The sequence below is a fragment of the Alsobacter sp. genome (assembly GCF_059501845.1).
The window spans coordinates 261,983-279,260 of the sequence record NZ_JCACDK010000017.1 but is presented as its reverse complement, the minus strand read 5'-3'; the positions used below and the strand labels follow the sequence as shown (position 1 = coordinate 279,260).

15 protein-coding genes are annotated in these 17,278 nt (G+C 68.3%); 10 read left to right on the top strand and 5 right to left on the bottom strand.

Annotated elements, in window-relative coordinates; genetic code table 11:
• Positions 1-28 precede the first annotated feature (28 nt).
• From AC5JCN_RS14795 to AC5JCN_RS14755, 9 genes are all read left to right on the top strand, one after another.
• Positions 29-1,066, top strand: a complete 1,038-nt coding sequence (locus AC5JCN_RS14795) for an aliphatic amidase (RefSeq protein ID WP_495755835.1) — start codon at positions 29-31, stop codon at positions 1,064-1,066.
• A 108-nt stretch (positions 1,067-1,174) separates the two neighbouring features.
• Positions 1,175-2,494 (top strand): purine-cytosine permease family protein, encoded by a 1,320-nt coding sequence (locus tag AC5JCN_RS14790; RefSeq protein ID WP_495755834.1) that lies wholly within the window; start codon positions 1,175-1,177, stop codon positions 2,492-2,494.
• A gap of 60 nt (positions 2,495-2,554) precedes the next feature.
• Entirely contained in the window at positions 2,555-3,574 is a 1,020-nt protein-coding gene (locus AC5JCN_RS14785; protein ID WP_495755833.1) for an alpha/beta fold hydrolase, read from the top strand.
• A gap of 57 nt (positions 3,575-3,631) precedes the next feature.
• Positions 3,632-4,099 (top strand): urease accessory protein UreE, encoded by a 468-nt coding sequence (ureE, locus tag AC5JCN_RS14780; protein WP_495755832.1) that lies wholly within the window; start codon positions 3,632-3,634, stop codon positions 4,097-4,099.
• Entirely contained in the window at positions 4,093-4,764 is a 672-nt protein-coding gene (locus AC5JCN_RS14775) for an urease accessory protein UreF (RefSeq protein WP_495755831.1), read from the top strand. The genes ureE and AC5JCN_RS14775 overlap by 7 nt, the downstream gene beginning before the upstream one ends.
• Before the next feature lie 13 nt (positions 4,765-4,777).
• A complete protein-coding gene (locus AC5JCN_RS14770; protein WP_495755830.1) occupies positions 4,778-5,470 on the top strand; it encodes an urease subunit beta in 693 nt (230 codons plus the stop codon).
• A 10-nt stretch (positions 5,471-5,480) separates the two neighbouring features.
• The gene (gene ureC / locus AC5JCN_RS14765; protein WP_495755829.1) at positions 5,481-7,193 is read left to right on the top strand and encodes an urease subunit alpha; all 1,713 of its coding nucleotides are present in this window, start codon (positions 5,481-5,483) and stop codon (positions 7,191-7,193) included.
• A 5-nt stretch (positions 7,194-7,198) separates the two neighbouring features.
• Positions 7,199-7,846 (top strand): urease accessory protein UreG, encoded by a 648-nt coding sequence (gene ureG / locus AC5JCN_RS14760; protein WP_495755828.1) that lies wholly within the window; start codon positions 7,199-7,201, stop codon positions 7,844-7,846.
• Positions 7,843-8,700: an urease accessory protein UreD gene (locus tag AC5JCN_RS14755; protein ID WP_495755827.1), complete on the top strand. Its 858-nt coding sequence runs from the start codon at positions 7,843-7,845 to the stop codon at positions 8,698-8,700. The genes ureG and AC5JCN_RS14755 overlap by 4 nt, the downstream gene beginning before the upstream one ends.
• A 1-nt stretch (position 8,701) precedes the next feature.
• On the opposite strand, the gene AC5JCN_RS14750 is transcribed toward AC5JCN_RS14755, so the two are convergent.
• The 5 genes from AC5JCN_RS14750 to AC5JCN_RS14730 all read right to left on the bottom strand — a co-directional run bounded on the left by AC5JCN_RS14750 (position 8,702) and on the right by AC5JCN_RS14730 (position 15,650).
• Positions 8,702-11,008, bottom strand: coding sequence for a nitric oxide reductase activation protein NorD (locus AC5JCN_RS14750; protein WP_495755826.1), 2,307 nt, complete (start codon positions 11,006-11,008; stop codon positions 8,702-8,704).
• An 8-nt stretch (positions 11,009-11,016) separates the two neighbouring features.
• Positions 11,017-11,841, bottom strand: a complete 825-nt coding sequence (locus AC5JCN_RS14745; RefSeq protein ID WP_495755825.1) for a CbbQ/NirQ/NorQ/GpvN family protein — start codon at positions 11,839-11,841, stop codon at positions 11,017-11,019.
• A 273-nt stretch (positions 11,842-12,114) separates the two neighbouring features.
• Complete coding sequence (locus tag AC5JCN_RS14740; protein WP_495755824.1) at positions 12,115-12,879, bottom strand: FadR/GntR family transcriptional regulator; 765 nt, start codon at positions 12,877-12,879, stop codon at positions 12,115-12,117.
• A 50-nt stretch (positions 12,880-12,929) separates the two neighbouring features.
• Entirely contained in the window at positions 12,930-14,582 is a 1,653-nt protein-coding gene (locus AC5JCN_RS14735; RefSeq protein WP_495755823.1) for a GMC family oxidoreductase, read from the bottom strand.
• A gap of 12 nt (positions 14,583-14,594) precedes the next feature.
• Positions 14,595-15,650 carry an ABC transporter ATP-binding protein gene (locus tag AC5JCN_RS14730; protein ID WP_495755822.1) on the bottom strand — a complete coding sequence of 352 codons (1,056 nt, stop codon included), beginning with the start codon at positions 15,648-15,650 and terminating at the stop codon, positions 14,595-14,597.
• A 178-nt stretch (positions 15,651-15,828) separates the two neighbouring features.
• Between AC5JCN_RS14730 and AC5JCN_RS14725 the strand changes: the two genes are divergently transcribed.
• Positions 15,829-17,223: an extracellular solute-binding protein gene (locus tag AC5JCN_RS14725; protein WP_495755821.1), complete on the top strand. Its 1,395-nt coding sequence runs from the start codon at positions 15,829-15,831 to the stop codon at positions 17,221-17,223.
• The last annotated feature ends 55 nt before the right edge of the window (positions 17,224-17,278 follow it).

Here is a 17,278-nt window from a genome sequence, read left to right as displayed (position 1 = left end):
GACGCAAATCCGATCCAAGGAGAGAGACATGTTGCACGGTGACATTACGAGCAGCAAGGACACCGTCGGCGTTGCCGTCGTGAACTACAAGATGCCGCGGCTCCACACCAAGGCAGAGGTGCTGACCAATGCCAAGAAGATCGCGGACATGATCGAGGGCATGAAGCTCGGCCTCCCCGGGCTCGACCTCGTCATCTTCCCCGAATACTCCACGCACGGGATCATGTACGACTCCAAGGAGATGTACGAGACGGCCTCGACCGTACCCGGCGACGAGACCGAGATCTTCGCCGAGGCGTGCCGCAAGGCGAAGGTGTGGGGCGTGTTCTCGCTCACCGGCGAGCGCCACGAGGAACACCCCAAGAAGGCGCCCTACAACACGCTCATCCTGATGAACGAGAAGGGCGAGATCGTCCAGAAGTACCGCAAGATCATGCCATGGGTGCCGATCGAGGGCTGGTATCCCGGCAATTGCACCTATGTGTCGGAAGGCCCGAAGGGCCTGAAGATCAGCCTCATCATCTGCGACGACGGCAACTACCCCGAGATCTGGCGCGACTGCGCCATGAAGGGCGCCGAGCTCATCGTCCGCTGCCAGGGCTACATGTACCCGGCCAAGGACCAGCAGGTGATCATGGCCAAGGCCATGGCGTGGGCGAACAACGTCTATGTCGCGGTGGCCAACGCGGCCGGCTTCGACGGCGTCTACTCCTATTTCGGCCACTCGGCGATCGTCGGCTTCGACGGCCGCACGCTCGGCGAGTGCGGCGAGGAGGAGTACGGCATCCAGTACGCCCAGCTCTCCGTCTCGCTGATCCGCGACGCCCGGCGCAACGGCCAGTCGCAGAACCACCTCTTCAAGCTCGTCCACCGCGGCTACACGGGCAAGATCAATTCGGGCGAGGACGTCAGGGGCGAGGCCGTGTGCCCCTACGACTTCTACAAGCAGTGGATCACGGACCCCGAGGGCACCCGCGAGATGGTCGAGGCCATGACGCGCACCACCGTCGGCACTGAAGAATGCCCGATCGAGGGAATTCCCAACAAGAAAGTCGCGCACCGCTAAGCGGGCCACGCCACCCAGGATGCCCGCGCTCCGGCGCGGGCCTTTCGCCGCCCTGTCAGGCAACGGACAGGGCAACCCCCGAAGCATGCCATCGCGAGGGACAGGACGATGAGCACCGCAACGACGCAGGTCGAAGCTGCCGAAACCGCAGTCGACCACATTCTTGGAGACGAGTACGAGCATTCCCCGGTGCCGATGTCGGCGCGCCGGAGCATGTTTTCCGTGGCGCTCGTCTGGGCCGGGTTCCCGATGATCATCACGGGCGCCATGACCGGATCGATCCTCGTGCTCGGCATGGGGTTCAAGAACGCCCTGACCGCCATGATCATCGGCAACCTGATCATGCTCGGATATGTCGGCGCGCTCGGCCTTCTCGGCACGCGAAAGGGCATCAACTTCGCCCTCCTCGCCAGCATCGTCTTCGGCCGGAAGGGCTACGTGCTCGCGTCCGGCCTGCTCTCGACGCTTCTCCTCGGCTGGTACGCGGTGCAGACCGGCATCACCGGCGCGCTGGTGAGCTCGACCTACGGGCTCAACTACGTGGCGATGACCATCATCGCAGGGCTGCTCTACATCGCCATCACCTTCGTCGGCGTCCGGGGTTTGCACTGGATCGGCATGATCTCCGTTCCGGCCTTCCTGATCCTCGGCCTGTGGGTTGCGCTCGAGTCTGCCTCGCATGCCGGCTGGGACGCGGTATTCGCCTTCCCGGGCGCCAACGGCGCGGCGACCATGTCGATGGGCGTCGGGCTCACCGTCGTCATCGCGCTCTTCATCGATGCGGGAACGGTGACGGCCGACTTTAACCGGTGGGCGAAGGACTCGACGTCGTCGCTCGTCGCCACCTTCAGCGCGTTCCCGGTCGCCAACCTCATCGCCATGCTGGTCGGCGGCGTGATGACGGCCGCGCTGGCGACGCCGAACGCCAATCCGTTCGGCAACGACAACATGTTCGGCTATCTCAACGCCAAGCAGATCGGCTTCGTGAGCGTCCTGGCCTTCCTGTTCCTCTACGTGAACCTGGGCTCGGTCTGCTCGCACTGCCTGTACAACTCCGCGACCGGCTGGTCGCGCATCGTCGGCGGCCACATGCGCATCGCCGCCGTCGTGCTGGGCGTGATTGGCATCGCCGTCGCGGCAGGCAACATCTGGGCGTTCTTCATCCAGTGGCTGTCGCTGCTCGGCATTCTCGTGCCGCCGATCGGCGCCATCATCCTGGTCGACCAGTACGTGACCCGTCCGGGTTCGGAGATCGACCGCGACTGGCGGCCCGACGCCTTCATCGCCTGGGCCATCGGCTCGGTCGTGGCCTGGGTGGTCGAGCACTACTCCTCGCAGTACTCGACCGCGATCTCGGCCGCGGTCGTCGCCGGCGTGGCTTACTTTATCCTCGCCAAGGTGCGGGCGCCGGAACTGCGCACCGCCTGACACCCGGCGGCGGCGGGCGATCCCCGCCGCCGCCCCACCGGACTTTCTGAGGAACACGCCATGGGCACCGACTACAACATCTTCGAGGCCGGCGACGTCACGCTGCAGCGCGGCGCCACCATCCGCGGCTGCAAGCTCGCCTACAAGACCTTCGGCACGCTGAACGCCGCCAAGACGAACGCCATCGTCTATCCCACCTGGTATTCAGGCCAGCACTACGACAATGAGTGGCTGGTCGGAAAAGGCATGGCGCTCGACCCCGAGAAGTACTTCATCATCATCCCTAACATGCTGGGCAACGGGCTCTCCTCATCGCCCAGCAACACGCCAGAGCCCTACAATGCCAGCCGCTTTCCGCTGGTGACGGCCTGCGACAATGTCAGGCTGCAGCACAGGCTGGTCACCGAGGTCTTCGGCATCGAGACGCTGCCGCTCGTCGTCGGCTGGTCGATGGGCGCCCTGCAGACCTTCCACTGGGGCGCGCTCTACCCCGACATGGTCCAGCGCATCGCGCCGTTCTGCGGCTCGGCGAAGTGCTCGCGCCACAACTTCGTGTTCCTCGAGGGCGTGAAGGCGGCGCTCACCGCGGACGCGGCCTTCGAGAACGGCTGGTACAAGACCAAGCCGGAGAAGGGCCTGCGCGCCATGGCCCGCGTCTATGCCGGATGGGGTTTCAGCCAGGCCTTCTACCGCGAAGAGCTCGACATCAAGACGCTCGGCTTCTCGTCGCTCGAGGATTTCCTCGTCGCTTTCTGGGAGGGATTCTTCCTGCCCAAGGACGCCAACAACCTGCTGACCATGCTGTGGACCTGGCAGAACGGCGACATCTCCGACAACGAGATCTTCAAGGGTGACTTCAAGAAGGCGCTGGGCGCGATCAAGGCCAAGGCCTACGTCATGCCGGGCTCGACCGACCTGTACTTCCCGCCGGAAGACAGCCAGTTCGAGGTGGCGCACATGCCCAACGCGAAGTTCGAGCCGATCCCCTCGATCTGGGGCCACTTCGCCGGCGGCCCGGGGACGAACCCGGTGGACGTGAAGTACCTCGACGACAAGCTTAAGGAGCTGCTGGCCAGCTGATGCGACGGACCGGGGCGGCTCCGGCCGCCCCCCACGAAACCAGCGGGATCGCGAACCATGCTGAGAATCGAAAGGGTGCTCGGGAGCCGTCTCGAGCCCGAACTGTCCGCGCGTCTGCACGATCTCGACCACGAGGGGCTCGTCGACGTGCTGCCAGTGCCGCCGACCGACATCGCGCGGCGGCGCATGGTGGCTTCGACCCGCCGCGGCGTCGAGGTCGCTATTGCCCTGCCGCGCGACCAGAAGCTGTTCGACGGTGCCGTCCTGCTGATGGAGGACGACCGCGCCATCGTGGTGAGGGTCGACGAGGAGACGTGGCTGCGCCTGTCGCCGCGCAACATCGCCGACGCGCTTGAACTCGGCTACCACGCCGGCAACCTGCACTGGCGCGTCCGCTTCGAGGGCGAGGCGATCCTGATCGCGCTCGAGGCACCGGTCGACGACTATCTCGCGCGCCTCGGCTCGCTCGCCTCGCCGGGCCGCGTTCCCTTCACGGTTGTGCGGGGAGACGGCCGGCCGTGCTGACCCTGCTGCGCGCGATCTGGCAGGCCGACCCCACCTTTCCCAGCGGCGGGTTCGCGTTCTCGAACGGGATCGAGGGAGCGCTCGCCTCCGAGGGGGATGCAGGCGGCGCGACGCTGGAGCGCCACGTGCGCGCCACACTCCTGCATCGCTGGGCCTGCGCCGACAGGGTCGCGGTCGTCCGCGCGTGGCGGTCGGCCGGCGACATCGGCTCGCTGTGTGCCATCGACGCGGAGTGGGAGGTGCTGGCGACGCCCGAGCCGCTCCGGACGGGGTCCCGCCGCAACGGCGTCGCGCTTGTCACCTCGCATCTGCGCCTGGAGACGCCGGGAGCGCGCATGCTGTCCGACGCCATCCGCGGCAAGTCAATGCAAGGGCATCTTCCGGTAGTGCAGGGCGCACTGTGGAGCGGCGCGGGCCTCGACGAACGAGGCGCCGTCGCAGCCTCCGCCTACGCCGCCGTGAATGGCATGGTGGCGGCCGCCATCCGGCTCGGCCGGGTGGGCGCGGTCGAGGCGCAGGCGGTGATCGCGGCCTGTCTTCCCTTGATCGGCGAGCTTGCCGAAGCACCCGTTTCCAACGGCACGCTCATGACCGCGACCACCCCCTTTCTCGACATCGCGGCGATGCGCCAGGCGCACGCAGAGCTCCGGCTCTTCGCCAATTGAACCGGAGGACACCATGCTCCTGACGCCCACCGAACTCGAACGGCTGACGATCTTCACGGCCGCCGAACTGGCCCGGAAGCGCCGCGCCAAGGGCCTGCGCCTCAACCACCCAGAGGCGGTCGCCATCATCACGGACGAGATCCTTGAGGGCGCGCGCGAAGGGCGCAGCGTTGCCGAGCTGATGGGCTTCGGCTCTACCATCCTGACCACGGACGACGTCATGCCCGGGGTTGCGGCCATGGTGCCCATCCTGCAGGTCGAGGGCATGTTTCCCGACGGCACCAAGCTCGTCACAGTGCACGAGCCCATCCGTCCCGCCGCGGGCGCCGAGGCCGACACGCTGGAGCCCGGCGAGACCTTCGCGGTCGACGGCGACCTGGAGCTGAATGCGGGGCGTGACAAGGCCACGCTCCTCGTCGTCAACACCGGCGACCGGCCGGTGCAGATCGGCTCCCACTTTCACTTCTTCGAGGTCAACAAGGCGCTCGACTTCGACCGGGCGGCCGCGTTCGGCATGCGCCTCGACATCCCCGCCGGCACGGCCGTGCGGTTCGAGCCCGGCCAGCGCAAGGAAGTGACGCTGGTGCGCTTCGGCGGCCAGCGCCGCGTCACCGGTCTCAACGCGCTCGCCAATGGCGGCACCGGCGACGACGCGAAGGCCGCCGCGCTCGTCCGCGCCAGGGCGGCCGGCTTCAAGGGCGCCTGAGGAGGACGACATGGCCATCATCCGGCGCCGGGACTACGCAGCGCTCTACGGTCCGACAGTTGGCGACGGGGTGCGCCTCGGCGACACCTCGCTCGTCGCCGTCGTCGAGAAGGATCACGCGGTCTACGGGGAGGAATGCCTGCACGGCGGCGGCAAGACGCTGCGCGACGGCATCGGCATGGTCTCCGGCGTCACCAGCGCGGGCGGCGCGCTCGACATGCTGCTGTGCAACGTACTCGTCATCGACCCCGTCGTCGGCATCGTGAAGGGCGACCTCGGCATCAAGGACGGGCGCATCGTCGGCATCGGCAAGGCCGGCAACCCCGCCATCATGGACGGGGTGGACCCGCGCCTGATCGTGTCGTCCGCCACCACGGTGCGCGACTGCGAGGGCCTGATCGCCACGGCCGGCGCCATCGACGTGCACGTCCACTTCGACAGCGCAGGCCTGTGCGAGCACGCGATTTCCAGCGGCATCACCACCATGATCGGCGGATCGCTCGGCCCAATCACGGTCGGCATCGATTCCGGCGGCCCCTTCAACGTGGGCAAGATGCTGCAGGCGAGCGAGGCGTGGCCGATCAATTTCGGCTTTCTCGGGCGCGGCAACTCGCACGTCGCGGCGCCGCTGGTGGAGCAGCTGGAGACGGGCTGCCTCGGCCTCAAGATCCACGAGGACTGGGGCTCGATGCCCGCCACCATCGATGCCTGCCTGGCGGTCGCGGACGACCTCGACTTCCAGGTCCAGCTGCACACGGACACGCTGAACGAGTCCGGCTTCGTCGAGGACACGCTTGCCGCCATCGGCGGGCGGACGATCCACATGTACCACACGGAGGGTGCCGGTGGCGGCCATGCGCCGGACATCATCCGCGTGGCGGGGGAGGGGCACTGCCTGCCGTCGTCCACCAATCCCACCAACCCCTACACGGTGAACACCTTCGACGAACACCTCGACATGACGATGGTGTGCCACCACCTCAACCCGGCGATTCCGGAGGACGTGGCCTTCGCCGAGAGCCGCATCCGGGCCCAGACCATCGCCGCCGAGGACGTGCTGCACGACATCGGCGCGATTTCGATGCTTGGATCCGACAGCCAGGGCATGGGCCGCATCCACGAGGTGGTCTGCCGGACGTGGCAGCTCGCCTCCAAGATGAAGGACCAGCGCGGGCCGCTGCCGGAGGACCAGCCGGGCCTCGGCGACAATGCCCGCATCAAGCGCTACATCGCCAAGTACACGATCAACGCCGCCCGCACCTTCGGCATCGCCGACCATGTCGGCTCGCTGGAAGACGGCAAGATGGCCGACATCGTCGTCTGGCGCCCGGCCTTCTTCGGCATCAAGCCCGAGCTCGTCGTGAAGGGCGGCTTCATCGCCTGGGGCGCCATGGGCGATTCCGCCGCCTCGCTGATGACCTGCGAGCCGCTGCTGCTGCGCCCGCAATGGGGCGCCTTCGGCAAGGCCGCCCCGGCGCTGTCGGCCTGCTTCGTCCACCCGATGGCGATCGAGCGTGACCTCTCGGGCTCGCTCGGTCTCTCCAAGAGCCTGCTGCCCGCCCGGGGCACGCGCAAGCTGACCAAGGTCGACATGCACCTCAACACGGCGCTGCCGAAGATCACGGTGGATCCGCAGACCTTCGACGTCTTCGTCGATGGCGTCCTGGCCACCTGCGAGCCGGCCTGCGAGCTGCCACTGGCGCAGCGCTACATGCTGAGGTGACCGCCATGAAGCCCATCGCCTTGGAAGGCGGGCTCGCCCCGCCCAGCCGCACGGCCGCGCGCATCGGCATCGGCGGTCCCGTCGGGTCGGGCAAGACGGCGCTGATCGAGGCGCTCATCCCCGTGCTGAAGGCACGCGGGATCAACTTCGCCGTGGTGACCAACGACCTCGTCACCAAGGAGGACGCAGAGCGTCTGCGCCGCTCCGGCCTCATCGACCCCGCCCGCGTCTCCGCCGTCGAGGCGGGCGCCTGCCCGCACACGGTGATCCGCGAGGACCCCACCCTGAACATGGCGGCGGGCGACGAGCTGGAAGACGCTTTCCCGGGCCTCGAGCTCATTGTCTACGAATCCGGCGGGGACAACCTCGCTTCCACCTTCTCGCTCGACCTTGTCGACTGGTGGATGTTCGTGATCGACGTCGCCGGCGGCGACGACATCCCGCGTAAGAAGGGGCCGGGCGTGCTGCGCTCGGACCTCCTCGTCGTCAACAAGGTCGACCTCGCGCCCCATGTCGGCGTCGACCTCGGCCGCATGCTGGAGGAGGCGCGGGCGGTTCGCGGCGGGCGTGCGGTCACCGCGACGAATGCCCGCTCGGGCGCCGGCATCGCCGAGGTGGCGGACCGGATCGCCGCGGCCGTGCTGTTCCGATGATGAACGCGCCCGTCGTCTCAGCAACCATCCCCGGTCTGCCGGCAAGGACGGCGCGGGCCCGTCTCGCCTTCGAAAGCCGTGGCGGCCTGACGGTACTGGCGCGCCAGTTCGTGCCCTATCCCTTCCACGTCACGCGCCCTTTCCACCTCGACACCGGGCGGCGGGACCTCGCAACGCTCTATCTTCAATCCTCCTCGGGCGGACTGTTCCGGGGTGACGACCTCGCTTTGTCGATCACGGCCTGCGCGGGAGCTGCAGCCTGGGTCACCACCCAGGCGGCGACCATCGTGCACGACACGCGTGGCGAGCCCGCCCGCCAGTCCATCACGGTGGAGGCGGGGCCGCAGGCCCTGCTGGTCCTCGCATGCGATCCGCTCGTGTTGTTTCCCGGCGCCGAGCTGGAGACGTCCACGCGGGTGACGCTCGCGCCGGGCGCGCGGATCGTCGTCGCGGAGGGGATGACCTGGTACGATCCCGGTGCCACCGGCCGGGTGTTCGAGAGCTATCGCGGCGAGACAACGGTGACGACGGGGCTCGGGCGGGTCGTCGTCATGGACCGCCAGGCGCTCGCGGGCGCTGAGGCCGCCGGCCCCTTCTCTCCGCTCGGCCCCTACCGGGCGATGGGGAGCGTTCTTCTTCTGGGCGAGGGGCCCTGGCCGGACCCGGCCGGGCTGGAGAGCCTGCTCGACGGCCTGCGTTGCTGGGCGGGAGCCTCGGCGCTGCCGGGCCGGGCCGGGCTCGGCCTGCGCGTACTTGCGCCGGACGGCGGCGCGCTGGCCGCGGGGCTCGACGCGGTGGTCATGGCCGCGATGGAACAGGTTCTCGGCGTCCCGGCGGCCCGCCGCCGCAAATAGCTCAGCGCCGCGCCAGCCTGAAATAGAGGTCCGAGAGCCGGCGCGGAAGGTCCTCAAGCCGGCGCGCAGGCATGTGGTTTGCGCGCCCGAAGACGACAGGTCCCGATCCCACGCCCTGCGGGTCGAGCGTCACGCCGAAAGCGTCGATGCCCTGCCCGCGCAGCTCCAGCACCGCCCGTCGCGCATCCTCCACGAGGTCCGCGGGATCGGGGACGTCGACGTCGCTCGGCTCCCCGTCGGTCAGGGCGATCACGAGCTTGCGGTGCGAACGGATGGGCGCCAAAGCCGCGCCAGCATGGCGCAGGGCGGCGCCGAGGCGCGTCGACGCATCCGGCGTGAGGCCGACGAGCCGCGCCTTGCAGGCAGGACCATAGGCCTCGCCGATGCCTTTGACGGTCGTCACCCGCACGTCCTCCCGCCCATCGGACGAGAAAGCCATCAGGCAGAAGCGCTCGCCCAGCGCGGCCATGGCCTCGGCCAGCACGGCGACGGCCGTGCGCTCCACGTCGAGGATGCTGGGACCGTCCGGTTCGATCCGGTCGGCCGTCGACATCGACACATCGATCAGCACGGCCACCGCGATGTCGCGCTCCAGAGGTGCCGAGGAGCGGTGCACCTTGTCGTCCGGCATGATTCCGGCGCGCATCATCACCCCGGCCTCGATCAGGGCATCGAGGTCGAAGTCATGCCCCTCCGCTTGCCGCCGCAGCCGCGTGGCCCTTCCTATGCGGGCGCTGCGCACAAGCCGGTTCACGCGGCCGAGCAGGGCGCTCTCGCGCTCCATCAGTGCCTCGATCAGCCGCGGCTCGCCCAATCGGGGCGCGACCTCGCGCACGCTCGTCCAGTCCGGCCGCAATACCCCGGCGGCGCGATCCCATTCCGGATAGGTCGCGACCATATGGCCGCGCGCGTCCGCGTCGCGCTGGCGCGCCTTGCCGCGACGCTCGGCATTCGGCGGCTGCGTGTGGTCGGCGCGGGCGTCCTCCCTGTCCTCCTCGCGCCGTTCGATGCGCGCCGCCTCCACCGCCATTTCGATCTCCTCGGGCGGCGTGTCCGGTGGATCGGGATGGTCCCACAGGCCTAGCCCGTCGTCGCGATAGGCAGGCTCGACGACATAGGTGCGCGCGTTGAACTGAACCCGCATCTGGCCGAGGTCGTTGCCCAGCAGGCCGCCGATGCGCCGGCTCAGCGCCGGATCCTCCAGCCCTTCCCCCTGCGCGTGGAAAAGGGCGACGCCCTTGGCCACCCAGCCGTCGGGATCCTCGAAGCCCGGATCGAACAGCGCGCGGGCGAGGCGAGCCATGAGCGCGGGGGCTGTTGCCGAGGCAGAGCTGGCCTGCGCCACGTGGAAGGGCGCCCAAAGCCGCCGGAGCCCCGGATAGCGGCGCATCGCGAGCCCCTCCACGCGTGCGTCCTCGACGAGGCCGATGAGGGCGAGCTGCAGCGGCTTCAGCTGCCCCACCGCGAAACGCGGGCCGCCGAAAGCCAGGTGCGCCGTGGCGTGCGCAAGCGCGGCGCGGTAGAGCCGCGGCGCCTGGGCGGCGGGAATGCCGGGCCATGAGTGCGGCATGCGGATGAGCCGCCCGGCCAGCGACACGCGCCGCGGCGGCGGCTGGCCCGGCACGGGATCAATGCCGCGCAGGGACGGCGCGAACCCCCACAGGGCCCGGCCGAAAAGCCGTAGGCGGCGCTCCTCGTTCGCGAGGCCCTCGCCGGCCTGCGCCAGCACGCGCAGTGCTGCCGGATCCTCCAGCGAGAAGAAGCCCTGCCGCCGCGCCTTGTCGCCGCCACCATGCTTGAGCCCTGCCGCGACGAAGGTGGCGAAGAGGCCCGGCCCGCCCTCCTCGAGGATGCGCCGGGTCAGTCCCACCGCGTGAGGCAGGCTTTCCCGCCCCCGCTGCGCCAGAAGGAGGAGCGCCCGCCACCACGGGCCGGGCGCGCCGTCAGCGAGGCGATGCGCCTGCGGCCATGCATCGAAGCACAGTCGCGCGGCGGCCGCGCCAGCATGCCGGCAGACATCCGCGCCCGCGTGCAGCCCCTCGGCGAGTGCCCGGCCGTTCCCGCCCGCTTCGGCGATCGCGGCGGAGGCTGTCCAGCAGGCCTTCAGGCATTCGGCACCGGCGTTCACATGCACGAGCGCGAGCGCCGCATCGCTCCACGCCTCCTGGTCCGCCGCGTCGAGGTGGCGGGCCAGCACGTCCCAGGCGGGACGGAAGGCGTCCCGCAGCGCCTCGCGCTGGCGCACCAGCAGGTGCAGCCGCGTCACCGCGCTGGACGGATCGGTTTCGAGGAGGGCGAGCCGGGCCATCGCGCCCGTCAGGGCAGGCAGGCGGCGACGGCGTCCGAAAGTGCCTCGCGCACCTCGCGGTCGTCGGTGATGGGCAAGATGATGCTGGACTGGACGGCCTGCGACAGCGAGACCCCGTGCCCCACCAGCCGGGCCACGTGGATGAGCATCCGGGTCGAGGCTCCCTCGTCGAGGCCCTGGCCGCGCAGGGCACGCGAGCGCTCGGCGATGTCGACTAGCAGCGCCGCCATCGTGCTGTCAGCGCCGCCTTCTCGCATGACGATCTCCGCCTCGATCGCGGCCGGCGGATAGCCGAACTCGATGGCGACGAAGCGCTGCTTGGTCGATTCCTTCAGGTCCTTCACGGCGCTCTGGTAGCCAGGGTTGTAGGAGATCGTCATCTGGAAGTCGGGATGCGCCGCGACCATCTCGTCGCGCTTGTCGAGCGGCAGCACACGCCGGGCATCCGTCAGCGGATGAATGACCACCGTTGTGTCCTGGCGGGCCTCGACGATCTCGTCGAGATAGCAGATCGCGCCATGGCGCACCGCCTGGGTCAGCGGGCCGTCATGCCACTGCGTGCCCTCCGGCGAGAGCAGGAACCGTCCGGCGAGGTCGGCCGCCGTCATGTCCTCGTGGCAGGCGACGGTGATGAGAGGGCGCTCCAGCCGCCACGCCATGTGCTCGACGAAACGGGTCTTTCCGCATCCCGTCGGTCCCTTCAGCATCACCGGCAGCCGGCTGGCATAGGCGGCGGCGAAGACTTGCACCTCGTCGGCCACGGGCCGAAAATATGGCTCATCGACGATACGGGATGAGTCGAGCGTGATCCGCCTGTCGGGGCTGCGCGTCATGGGTGCTCTGGCTGCTGCTGAGGACTAAACCGGCGCATCCGCCCTGTGAGCGGATGGCCACGGTCTGGCTTCTCTGCCAGGGCATCGACGCCTCTGTCGCATGCCAATGCGCAACTACGCTACGAAAATGAACCACAGCCGCCGCGCCATGGCTAGACCAAACAATGAGCAAAACCTCTGGTGTGCTCAAGCGCGTCCAGCCCCTCCCTCTCCGCGACATAGCCGGCCCGCGGTCCCCGTTGGATCGAGAACGCGCCGACTGGTTGAAGCCCGCTACGGGCGAGCCTCGATAGCCCCTCGAACGCTTCGCATGTGGGCGAGGTGCCGCGCATTGTTGTCGAGGAGCCCCCGCATCTCCGCACGGGCCTTGGACGGCCTGCGTTGCAGGACGGCTTCCGCCACCCGCCGATGCTCTGCCAGGTAGAGGAGCGTGTCCTCCTTCACCTGGATGGCAAGCGCAAAGTTCGCCCGCAGCACGGCCGTGACCGTCCGGACGAGGCTCATCAGCAGCTTGTTGTGGCTCGCCTCGAACAGGCGCTGGTGGAACATGATGTCGGCTTCCACGCCCGCCGGAGATCCTTTCGCCGCCTCCATGCGTTCAAGGGCCTCGAAGATCCTGGCGATTTCCGCCCCGGTGGCATGAACGGCGGCCAGCGCCGCGACCTCCGGCTCGATCAGCACCCGCAATGCACTGAGCTCGTCGACGAGCGCGTCACGCGTAGCTTCGTTCTCCAGGCTCCAGAGCATGATGTCCTGGTCCAGGTGGTTCCATTCCGGCGTGGGAAGGACGGAGATGCCCGTCCGCCGCTCCTGCCGGATGAGACGCTTCTCGGCGAGGATCTTGATCGCTTCGCGGACGGCATTGCGGCCCACGCCGAATGCCACGGCGAGGTCCGATTCCTTGGGCAGGGCGGAGCCTGGCGGGTGGACGCCTGTGACGATCGCGTGGCCGAGCTGGTCCACCATGATCCTCACGAGGGAGCGTCCCGCGGTCGCGTGCGCGGCCGCCATTCGTGTCCCGAGCATTTCTTCGTTCATCTCGCCTCGTCCTGCCCGAAGACGCATACCGCCAGCTGACCGCCGTGCTTTCAGCCCCGGGTGCCGGTGGAGGGCAGCGTCGCGGGAGTGGTCGTCTCGCCCATGATGATCGCCACGGCCTTGTCGCCCATGGCCAGGGCGGGCGCGTTGGTGTTTCCCGAGGGGATCAGCGGCATGGCGGAGCAATCGATGACGCGCAGGCCCTCGACGCCGCGGACCTTCAGCCTGGTGTCGAGCACTGCCAGGGGATCACCGTCCCTGCCCATCCGCGCCGTGCCCACGGGATGATAATTGGTCTTGACGGTCTTCTTGCAGAAGGCCGCGAGCTCTTCGTCGGTGGAGGCGGCATCACCGGGCAGCATCTCGCCGGCGACAAGGGCAGCCGCGGGATCCGTGGCCAGCAGCTTCCGGGCGAACCGCATCGAGGCGATGGTCAGGCGCAGATCGTCGGGCTCGCCGAAGAAGTTGGAGTCGACAAGGGGCTTGGCGAAAGGGTCGTCGGAGGCCAGCCGCACTGAGCCGCGCGCCTTGGGCCGCAGCAGACAGGACGTCAGGGTCACGCCATGGGTGGCCTTCATGTCCGTGATGTCGCGGTCGAGGTACACGATGGGGGCGCAGTAGAGCTGGATGGTCGGGCGCTCGCCGCCGTCGGGATCAAAGAAGGCGCAGCAGTCCACGCCGATTGTGGTCACGGGTCCCGTGCCGAAGGCGAGGTATTGCAGGCCGTTGCGCACCATGCGCCAGCCGCGGTCCTCGCCGAAATAACCCACCGCGCCGTGCGTCCTTGCGATGACGGGCACCTCGTGGTGGTCCTGCAGGTTCTGGCCGACACCGGGAAGGTCGGCGCGGACGGCGATCCCGTGCCGGCCCAGGTCCTCCGCCGGACCGAGCCCCGACAGCATCAGCAGCTTCGCGGTGTTGTAGGTTCCAGTCGCGACCAGTACCTCCGCATCGGCCCGCGCCTCGACGCGCTGGCCGCCAGCGACGTACTCGACCCCGATGGCCCGCGTGCCCTCGAAGAGGACGCGTGTGACGGTAGCATCCGTCACGATGGTCAGCTTCGGATCGCCATCGACCTGCGAGAGGAACGCCCGGACGGCATCGCAGCGCTCCAGCCGCCCCGAAGGGCCGGGGCCGAACGTGTTCTGCATCGGCCCGACGCCGGCCTGTCGCTCGCCGTTGAAGTCCGGGTTGTATGCGATCCCGCACCCCTGGGCGGCGAGCAGGAAGGCTTTCGTCATCTCGGCCATGTAGCCGGGATCTGACACCTGGAGGGGACCGCCTATGCCGTGGAAGACGTTGTTCAGCCTGGAGTTGCGCTCCATTCCGGTGAAGTGGGGGAGCATGTCGGCGTAGGACCAGCCGGTGCCGCCGCCGAGAAGGGCGTCCCATGCGTCGTAGTCCTCGCGCTGGCCACGCATGTAGACCATGGCGTTCACCGAGCTGCCGCCGCCGAGGACGCGGGCCTGCGGCACGATCGGAGCCCGGCCGTCGAGCTGCTTCTGCGGCACTGCCTTGTGCATTTCGAGGAAGTCGTCGCGGCCGAGATACTTCATGTAGCCGGCCGGCATGCGCATCAGCCGCGCATAACGTGCCGGCCCGCGCTCGATCAGCAGGACCCTGCAGCCATGATCGCGGACCAGACGGGTCGCCGCGACGCAGGCCGAGGAACCACCGCCGGCAATGATGTAGTCGTAGGCCATGGAACGCCCTTGTCAGAACCGAAGCCGGATCTCGGTGGATGCATCGAAGAGGAAGCAGTTCTCGACGGGAAACCGTAATCCGACCTCTTCGTCGAAGCTCGGCCGGTGGGCAAGCCCCGACATTGCCGTGACGAGGCCCCCGGCGGTCGCGACTGTCACCTGTACCGCCGAGCCGGTGTACTCGACCGAGAAGACCCGCCCGGACAGGATGCCCTCAACCGGGACCGCAAGCGTGACGAGATCCGGCCTGATCGCCGCGACGACCTCGCCTCCGATGCCCAGCGGGAAGCCGGGGATGCGCGACGCGCCGGCCTGCAGGACGCCGTCGACCAGCCGGCCGCGGATCTGGTTGATGGGTGGCGAACCAATGAAACCCGCGACGAAGAGGGTAGCGGGGTCACCGTAGATGGTCTCGGGCGACCCCAGCTGCACAAGTTCGCCCCTGTTCATGACGGCGACACGCGTGGCCAGCGTCATGGCCTCGATCTGGTCGTGCGTGACGTAGATGACGGTTGCCTGCAACTCGTGGTGCAGGTGCTTGAGTTCGGCCCGCATCGATACGCGGAGCGTCGCGTCGAGATTGGACAGCGGCTCGTCCATCAGAAACAGGTTTGGCGAGCGCACGATGGCCCGCGCCAGTGCGACGCGCTGCCTTTGACCACCCGACAGCTGCTTCGGACGCCGCTCGAGCAGGCCATCCAGATGGACCTTCGCGGCGGCAGCCTCGACGAGGCGGCTCCGCTGCGGTTCCGGCACGCGCCGCAACCGAAGGGGATAGGCGATATTGCCGGCGACCGTGAGGTGGGGGTACAGCCCGTAGTTCTGGAACACCATGGCGATGTCGCGGTCCCGCGCGGGACGGTCGTTGACGCGCTGTCCGTCGATCAGGATGTCGCCCGCGGTGACGGTCTCCAGGCCGGCAATCATACGCATCGTAGTAGTCTTGCCGCAGCCGGACGGCCCCAGAAGAACGAGGAAGTCCCGGTCGGCGACATCGAGATCCAGATTTCGCACGGCAGCGAGAGATCCCCACCGCTTTTCGACACCCCGCAACGCCACTTCGGCCACGCCGTCCCTCCTTGTCCGGGGCTACCGTCCACTGCGCCGGCACGCCTTGACTTCCTGATGGATAAAGTCCCATCCTGCCCTCCGTCAAATCCTACATGTGCCCGGTCCATAAGGGGCAAGTGAGTGGTTTGGCGGGGAGAGGATTTGGCCGTCCGGCAACGGACCCAGGGAGGACGACATGAAGAGGGGTTTCGGATCGGGTGCAGGCCGCGGGCTCCATCTGAGAATCGATCGAAGAAGCCTTCTTCGATCATCGGCCATCCTGGCCGGGGCGGGCCTGATCGGCGCCAGCGGAACGCCGGTGTGGTCGGCCGAGGCCTTCGACGACCTCAAGGGGCAGTGGACCAAGGCGGCCATCGACTGGCAGCAGCAAAAGGGCAAATCGATCGTCCTGGCGGGCGTCCAGCATCCCTGGATGAACGCCATCGTCCCGCTCATTCCGCACTTCACACGCCTCACCGGGATCGAGGTGAAGGTGCAGACCCAGGCCGAGACCGAGTACACAGCCGAGCTTCCAGTCAAGCTGGGCGCCAAGAGCGCCACGCCGGACCTCTACATGGTGTGGGCCATCGGGCAGGCGATCCAGGCCGGCTGGCTCGAGCCGCTCGATCCCTTCGTCGCCAACAAGGCGATGTTCGATCCGGCATGGTGGGACGCTGACGACGTGTTTTCGTCCGCCCGCGAGTTCCAGAAATGGTCGGACGGCAAGCAGTATCTGATGGCGATTACGGCCGAGTCCCAGATCCTGTTCATGAACAAGACCATGCTGGACGCCAAGGGCCTCAAGGCTCCGTCCACCATGGCGGACCTGCTGGAGACTGCGAAGGCGCTGAAGTCCGCTGACGCAGCAGGCATCGCCATGCGCGCCAAGTCGACCGGCGACAGCACGTGGCCTGTCGGCGGCTTCGTCTTCAGCTATGGCGGAGCCATCATCGACCTCGACGGCAAAGTCGCGATGAACAAGCCGGAGGCAGTGGCGGCGGTCGACATGTACGGAAAGCTCCTGCGGGAGGCCGGGCCGGTCGGCATCAGCAGCTACCAGTGGGCCGAGTGCCTCAACGACTTCATGGCGGGTGCAACCGCGATGGGCTGCGACAGCAGCAACTTTGCCACCGACATCGCGGATCCCAAGAAGAGCACCGTCGCGGGTAAGGTCGTCTACGCGATGCTGCCCAAGGCCGACGACAAGCCGATCAAGCCGAACATGTGGCACTGGACCGCCGGCATCAATTCGCGCTCCGCCAACAAGGAAGCGGCGTTCCTGTTCCTCGCCTGGGCGAACTCGAAGCCCACGGCGATGCTTGCCGCGGCCGCGGGTCTGGCCACCCCGCGCGCCTCCGCATGGGCGTCCAGCGCCTTCCGCGACCGCTTTGGGGCGGATGCGGCCGACGCGGCCATGAACAGCCTGAAGGCCGGCGACGGTGCGCTCTTCAAGGCGACATGGTTCCATCCCAAGGGGCCGCAGATCCTCGATCCGCTGGCGGTCGCCGTCAACGAAGTCGCCACGGGCGCCAAGGACGCGCAGAAGGCGCTCGACGACGCCGCGGCCAAGGTCCAGAAGGCGCTGGGTTGAACCTCGATCCTAAGGTGCCGGCTCCCTTGCGGGAGCCGGCTGCCCCACCGGCGCG

What these genes read in the sequence shown, in the direction of transcription:
- AC5JCN_RS14795 (WP_495755835.1), top strand. Translation starts at nt 29, where the DNA reads ATGTTGCACGGTGACATTACGAGCAGCAAGGACACCGTCGGCGTTGCC.
- AC5JCN_RS14790 (WP_495755834.1), top strand. Translation starts at nt 1,175, where the DNA reads ATGAGCACCGCAACGACGCAGGTCGAAGCTGCCGAAACCGCAGTCGAC.
- AC5JCN_RS14785 (WP_495755833.1), top strand. Translation starts at nt 2,555, where the DNA reads ATGGGCACCGACTACAACATCTTCGAGGCCGGCGACGTCACGCTGCAG.
- ureE (WP_495755832.1), top strand. Translation starts at nt 3,632, where the DNA reads ATGCTGAGAATCGAAAGGGTGCTCGGGAGCCGTCTCGAGCCCGAACTG.
- AC5JCN_RS14770 (WP_495755830.1), top strand. Translation starts at nt 4,778, where the DNA reads ATGCTCCTGACGCCCACCGAACTCGAACGGCTGACGATCTTCACGGCC.
- ureC (WP_495755829.1), top strand. Translation starts at nt 5,481, where the DNA reads ATGGCCATCATCCGGCGCCGGGACTACGCAGCGCTCTACGGTCCGACA.
- ureG (WP_495755828.1), top strand. Translation starts at nt 7,199, where the DNA reads ATGAAGCCCATCGCCTTGGAAGGCGGGCTCGCCCCGCCCAGCCGCACG.
- AC5JCN_RS14755 (WP_495755827.1), top strand. Translation starts at nt 7,843, where the DNA reads ATGATGAACGCGCCCGTCGTCTCAGCAACCATCCCCGGTCTGCCGGCA.
- AC5JCN_RS14750 (WP_495755826.1), bottom strand. Translation starts at nt 11,008, where the DNA reads ATGGCCCGGCTCGCCCTCCTCGAAACCGATCCGTCCAGCGCGGTGACG.
- AC5JCN_RS14745 (WP_495755825.1), bottom strand. Translation starts at nt 11,841, where the DNA reads ATGACGCGCAGCCCCGACAGGCGGATCACGCTCGACTCATCCCGTATC.
- AC5JCN_RS14740 (WP_495755824.1), bottom strand. Translation starts at nt 12,879, where the DNA reads ATGAACGAAGAAATGCTCGGGACACGAATGGCGGCCGCGCACGCGACC.
- AC5JCN_RS14735 (WP_495755823.1), bottom strand. Translation starts at nt 14,582, where the DNA reads ATGGCCTACGACTACATCATTGCCGGCGGTGGTTCCTCGGCCTGCGTC.
- AC5JCN_RS14725 (WP_495755821.1), top strand. Translation starts at nt 15,829, where the DNA reads ATGAAGAGGGGTTTCGGATCGGGTGCAGGCCGCGGGCTCCATCTGAGA.